At 47.1% G+C, this 5,580-nt stretch carries 8 protein-coding genes and 1 other RNA gene; 8 read left to right on the forward strand and 1 reads right to left on the reverse strand.

The features are described from left to right. The 8 genes from BN1234_RS16920 to BN1234_RS16950 form a co-directional block, all read left to right on the forward strand. On the forward strand, positions 1 to 838 hold an 838-nt coding region (locus BN1234_RS16920; RefSeq protein ID WP_156337254.1), incomplete at its 5' end, for a radical SAM family protein. 168 nt (positions 839 to 1,006) lie between these two features. After that, positions 1,007 to 1,204: a 50S ribosomal protein L31 gene (gene rpmE, locus BN1234_RS16925; protein WP_054957827.1), complete on the forward strand. Its 198-nt coding sequence runs from the start codon at positions 1,007 to 1,009 to the stop codon at positions 1,202 to 1,204. Between the two features lie 125 nt (positions 1,205 to 1,329). Continuing rightward, an RNA gene (ffs, locus tag BN1234_RS21990) (signal recognition particle sRNA large type) lies at positions 1,330 to 1,596 on the forward strand. A 334-nt stretch (positions 1,597 to 1,930) separates the two neighbouring features. Then, positions 1,931 to 3,661, forward strand: a complete 1,731-nt coding sequence (gene dnaX / locus BN1234_RS16930) for a DNA polymerase III subunit gamma/tau (protein WP_054957828.1) — start codon at positions 1,931 to 1,933, stop codon at positions 3,659 to 3,661. A gap of 40 nt (positions 3,662 to 3,701) precedes the next feature. Then, on the forward strand, positions 3,702 to 4,013 hold the full coding sequence (locus BN1234_RS16935; RefSeq protein WP_054957829.1) for a YbaB/EbfC family nucleoid-associated protein: 312 nt from the start codon (positions 3,702 to 3,704) through the stop codon (positions 4,011 to 4,013). 27 nt (positions 4,014 to 4,040) lie between these two features. After that, positions 4,041 to 4,637: a recombination mediator RecR gene (gene recR, locus BN1234_RS16940; protein ID WP_054957830.1), complete on the forward strand. Its 597-nt coding sequence runs from the start codon at positions 4,041 to 4,043 to the stop codon at positions 4,635 to 4,637. A gap of 137 nt (positions 4,638 to 4,774) precedes the next feature. After that, positions 4,775 to 5,062, forward strand: coding sequence for a DUF2508 family protein (locus BN1234_RS16945; RefSeq protein ID WP_054957831.1), 288 nt, complete (start codon positions 4,775 to 4,777; stop codon positions 5,060 to 5,062). 49 nt (positions 5,063 to 5,111) lie between these two features. Next, entirely contained in the window at positions 5,112 to 5,375 is a 264-nt protein-coding gene (locus BN1234_RS16950) for a pro-sigmaK processing inhibitor BofA family protein (protein WP_054957832.1), read from the forward strand. Here BN1234_RS16950 and BN1234_RS22630 read toward each other — a convergent pair. Then, the coding region (locus BN1234_RS22630; RefSeq protein ID WP_211751810.1) for a hypothetical protein at positions 5,367 to 5,580 on the reverse strand (214 nt) is incomplete at its 5' end. The two genes, BN1234_RS16950 and BN1234_RS22630, sit on opposite strands and share 9 nt — an antisense overlap.

Raw genomic sequence — 5,580 nt, forward strand, 5'->3', positions numbered from 1 at the left:
CCCCGAGAACCGCCTGTACCAGCATCTTTCAAACTGTGCATTGGGTTATGAATGCTTGACGGCATCCAATACATTTTTGAACCGGTGGGAAGGCGCGGTGCCTGTTTCATACTCCTGTAATGCAGGCTGCTTTGGCTGCATCTCGGACCAGCCGGATGACAGCGGCTTTGTCGCTCCGCAGACCCGGATGAACTTCCGCCCGCGCACCGATGAACTGGTCCAGATTATGCTGGAGCATCTGAAAACGCCCGAATCCATCATTAGCTTTGGACAGGGTTGTGAAGGAGAGCCTTCAACGCAGGCGAAGATTATCATTGAAGCGATACGCGAAGTTCGCTCAATCACCGATATGGGCTATATCAATATCAATACCAACGCAGGCCTGACCGATCATATTCGCGGAATCGTGGATGCTGGTCTTGATCTAATGCGCGTCAGCACGATCAGTGCGCTGGATGATCATTATAATGCTTACTACAAGCCTCGGGCATATAATCTGGCTAATGTGGAGAAATCCCTTCGCTATGCAACAGACCAAGGCGTATATACTTCCATTAACTATCTGATCTTCCCGGGAGTGACGGATCGTGAAGAGGAGCTCGAAGCGATGATAGAATTTGCGCGGCGTACAGGTCTTCGTCTGATCCAGCTTCGCAATTTGAATATAGATCCGGAAAGTTATTTCAACCTGATCCCTCCTCCACAAGGGGAGATTCTCGGTATGAAGCAGGCCATTGAGATTATGCAGGCTGAGCTGCCGGATGTGGTCATTGGCTCTTATACGCATGTACCGCCAGCGGGAATGGCTCGTCCGAAGAGAAAGCCTTCCATTATCTAATTCGTTATAGGCTTGATGTTTTGGGCAAAATAAACGGTGAAGTTGTTATTTAAGCCGTTGTTTTATGATGGACTATTGCACAAATAAAATGTGCATGATATACTTTTTTTATGTGTCCAAATACTCTGAGTCCGCATGAGGCTCAGGGCGGAAAGAGGTGAAAGTCTAATGAGACAAGATATTCAACCGAAATATCACGTTACTACGGTAACTTGCGCTTGCGGTAACACGTTTGAAACAGGTTCCGTTAAGCCGGACCTTCGTGTGGAGATCTGCTCCAACTGCCATCCATTCTTTACTGGTAAGCAGAAGTTCTTGGATGCTGGTGGCCGTGTCGATAGATTTAAGAAGAAATACGGTATCTAATAATCAGACCCTTCGTCCTGTACGGAGGGTTTTTGATTTTAATTAAGGGTTAATTAGAGTTGGTATACCCGCCAACTTATTCCCCATGTTGCAATTTGGACATGCATGCGATATACTTAATTTCGCCGCGCTAGACGGGGAGGTAGCGGTGCCCTGTAACTCGCAATCCGCTGTAGCGAGGTTGAATTCCTGTTAGAGGTATTGTCGATGTGAGGCTGGTCCCTGCGCTCGATGTTGACGGTTGGGTCTTCCGCAATGAGCACTTGTGAACCTGGTCAGGTCCGGAAGGAAGCAGCCATAAGCAAGCCCGCTTTTGTGCCGGAGGGTAGCCTAGCCCGAGTTGTTGCTCAGGATTGCCGCTCGGATCGCAATTATCAATAACAGGTGCGCGGTATACATATACCGAACACTCAAGCATCTCTGTCGTTTAGACAGGGATGCTTTTTTTTACAATCATTCATAAGCCAGGCGTGAGGGGAATCTTATGCCTGGCTTAATATTTTATCCGCTATATAATTTCCCGTTAAACGTTTTGCTGGGCTGGGGAAATTAGTATAGAATGTAGTATAATGAGTAAGTCCACGTAGATGTATGGATATTAACCGTTTTATGCGGAAGTCTATTCTTGTGAGTAATACAAGCAAGTGATGATTTTCTAACTTTCTAATATGTCGACATTGCGGTATTTATACCGCTGAAGTGGAAGTTGAAAAGAGGTAAAGCAAAGTGGAACATATTGCGTTATATCGTGCCTGGAGGCCCCAGTCGTTCCGCGACATGGTGGGCCAGCAGCATATTATCCAGACCCTGCAGAACGCGATTCGCGAGCAACGGGTCTCCCATGCCTACCTGTTCAGCGGTCCGCGGGGTACAGGTAAGACCAGTGCCGCTAAAATTTTGGCCAAGGCCGTGAACTGTGAGAATGGTCCAACAGAAGAGCCTTGCAACGAATGCGAAGCGTGCCGACGAATAACAGCTGGTGCGGTTATGGATGTACAGGAGATCGATGCGGCGTCCAATCGCGGTGTGGAAGAAATCCGGGACCTGCGGGAGAAAGTGAAATATGCGCCCACAGAGGTTCGTCGTAAGGTTTACATTATTGATGAAGTACACATGCTGACAACGGAAGCTTTTAATGCGCTATTGAAGACGCTTGAGGAGCCTCCGGCACATGTGATGTTTATATTGGCTACCACCGAGCCGCATAAATTGCCGGCCACCATCATATCACGCTGTCAACGTTTCGATTTCCGGAGGGTTTCCCTGGAAGAACAGAGTGAGCGTCTAGAACGCATATGCACAGAGGAAGGCATTAATGCTGATCCGGAGGCTCTGCAGTATATCGCAAGGTTATCCGATGGCGGGATGCGCGATGCGCTGAGCATTTTAGATCAGATTTCTTCCTTTACCGGAGGGAAGGTAACGTACCAGCAGGTCATGGATATGACAGGTGGTATTGCCTCGGAGCAATTCGGCCGTTTGGCATCCGCAATAAAACAGGGAGATGCAGGGCTTGTCCTCCAGATTGTGGAACAGTTTATGCAGGAAGGTAAAAGTGCAGATAAATGCATGGAGAACCTGTTGTATTATTTCCGGGATCTGCTCTTGATCAAAATGGTGCCCGAAGCGGATAAACTGACTGAGCGCGTATTGAATACGGTTGATTTTAAGGAGATGGCTAACGCTTTCTCCAGAGAAGAACTGTTCAAGATGATTGATACGCTGAACCGTTATCAGGGTGAGATGAAATACGCCTCACAGCCACAAACCTTGTTTGAGGTAGCCCTCCTTAAACTGTGCGGAATACCACAAGGGGGCGGCGACTCAGCACAGCACGGGGGATCAGCAGGAAATGCAGCCGATGCTGGAGAATTAAACAGGTTGAAACAACAGGTAGCATCGCTTGAGAAAAAGCTCGAACGTATTATGCAAAAGGGTGTGCCGGCAGCAGAGGGCCGCGATACTTCCAGACAAGCGAACCGGACTCCTGCTCCGAGAGTGGCATCAACCGCCAAGAAGCCGCAGCATATGGAACAGTACGTAGCTTCAAGAACGTCTGAGCCTTTCTTGAAAGTTCAGCGCCAGTGGGCCCAGATTTTGCAGGGTGTGAAAGAAGAAAAAGTCACCGTACACGCCTGGTTTATGGATGGGGAGCCTGTTTCCGTATGGGAGGATAATGTTCTGGTTGCATTTAAGAATAATATTCACCGGGAAACGACCGAAAAGCCTGCCAACAAGCAGGTGATTGAGGGAGTACTGGAATCCCAGCTTGGCCGTCCGTATCATCTGGTAACGATGATGCTGCGGGACTGGGGCGAAGCCGTTGAAGGCGAGGGCAAACCTCAGGCAGAAGAATTAAAGCTGGAGCATGAGGAAGCCGAAGCCGGCGGGGAGAAGCCATGGATTGATGAGGCCATCCAATTATTTGGTGAAGACCTCGTTGTCATAAAAGATTAGCACGTACAGCGTGCATTCCATTTAAAGGAGAGATAAACTTATGAACAATATGAACCAAATGATGAAGCAAGTGAAAAAAATGCAGGAGCAAATGCTGAAAGCGCAGGAAGAACTGGCAACAAAAACGGTAGAAGGTTCTTCTGGCGGCGGTGTAGTTACCGTACAAGTCAGCGGTCATAAACAAGTGATGTCCATTAACATCAAGCCGGAGGCAGTTGATCCGGATGATGTTGAAATGCTGCAGGATCTCGTGATGACAGCAGTTAATGATGCGCTTGCCAAAGCGGAAGAACTGGCTAATGCCGATATGGGTAAATTCACGGGCGGTATGAAAATTCCGGGCTTGTTCTAATATATAGGCAGAAGGAGTAGTTTACATTTGTACTATCCCGAACCGATCGCGAAGCTGATCGATGCATTTACAAGACTGCCGGGTGTGGGGCCTAAGACGGCTGCCCGCCTGGCGTTTCATGTCCTGAACATGAAGGAAGATGACGTTATTGATTTTGCCAAGGCACTCGTAAGCGTGAAGCGCAATCTGCACTTTTGCTCTATATGCTGCAATATTACCGATACGGATCCCTGTCGAATTTGTCAGGATAAGAGCCGTGATTCATCCGTTATTTGTGTAGTCCAGGATGCCAAGGACTTAGTAGCCATGGAACGTACCAAGGAATTTGACGGGTACTACCATGTTCTGCATGGAGCAATCTCGCCTATGGAGGGGATTGGGCCAGAGGAGATCAGACTGAAAGAACTGCTGACGCGGCTAAGCGATGAGCGGGTTAAGGAACTGATTTTGGCTACGAATCCGAATATTGAAGGGGAAGCCACGGCGATGTATATTTCACGTCTGGTTCGTCCATTTGAGATTAAAGTGACGCGTATAGCTCATGGCCTGCCGGTAGGCGGCGATTTGGAGTATGCGGATGAAGTGACGCTATCGAAGGCTCTGGAAGGCCGAAGAGAGCTCTAGTAATAAATAATAATATGATGCTTGCTATAGGGAGCTCTGAGGGGCTCTCTTTTTTATGGTTCTAAGTTTGTCCTTCTCTCGAATATGTATGTACTGGCAGCTTTATATTAACGCATGCATATACGGGAGGTATGGAAATGTTGTGGTGGAACCGATCCTTGAAATCGAATCAGGACAGAATCATAACGGAAGAGGAACAAGAAGCGATGTGGGGTGTGTTTTTGGACGTGCGCAAATCTCAGATGGAGTGGGAGAGAGCGCATCTTATGTTTCAGGAGGCCTTAGGCCAGGATCAGATTGATTACGCTATTTATATGCTGGAGGCGGCTGAGCGTAAATACCAGATGAATCTGAAGCAGGCGAAACAATTGAAAATAAATAGTGTGCAGATGTACCAACGGGAACTGAAGCGAGAGAATGGATGACGAGCAAATATAGGTTGAACTCCGGAAGATGATTTGGGAGGTGTAGAGGATGAAGTTGATCGTGGCTGGTGTTTTGTGTGTTTCGCTGCTTCTTCTAATCTTGGTCGTGTTCAAAAAAAAGCTGGGGCTTGGGTGGTTAACGTTATTTGGGTCACATTTGGCTTTATCGGCCATCGCTATTTATATATTTAATTTTTCCGGCTTTATAGATGAAACCTATATTCCACTTAATCCTATGACTATAGGTACCGTAATGGTTCTCGGGCTGCCTGGAGTAGCATTATTGCTCGGTCTGAAATTAACTTTAATATAATAGTTGACGCTCACTAACTATGTGTGGTATATTAATTTTCGCCCGTTTGATAGGGCGCTCAGGCAATAAGAAGTCGAGAAAATTTAATCGAAAAAAGATTAAAAAAACTTCTTGACTAAAAGAAACACAATGTGATATATTATAAAAGTCGCCGCTGACAATACGGCAGCGACGAAAAAGAAGATAATTGACCTTTGAAAACTGA

It is taken from the genome of Paenibacillus dakarensis, from assembly GCF_001373415.1.
GTDB classification, from domain to species: domain Bacteria; phylum Bacillota; class Bacilli; order Paenibacillales; family Paenibacillaceae; genus Paenibacillus_AQ; species Paenibacillus_AQ dakarensis.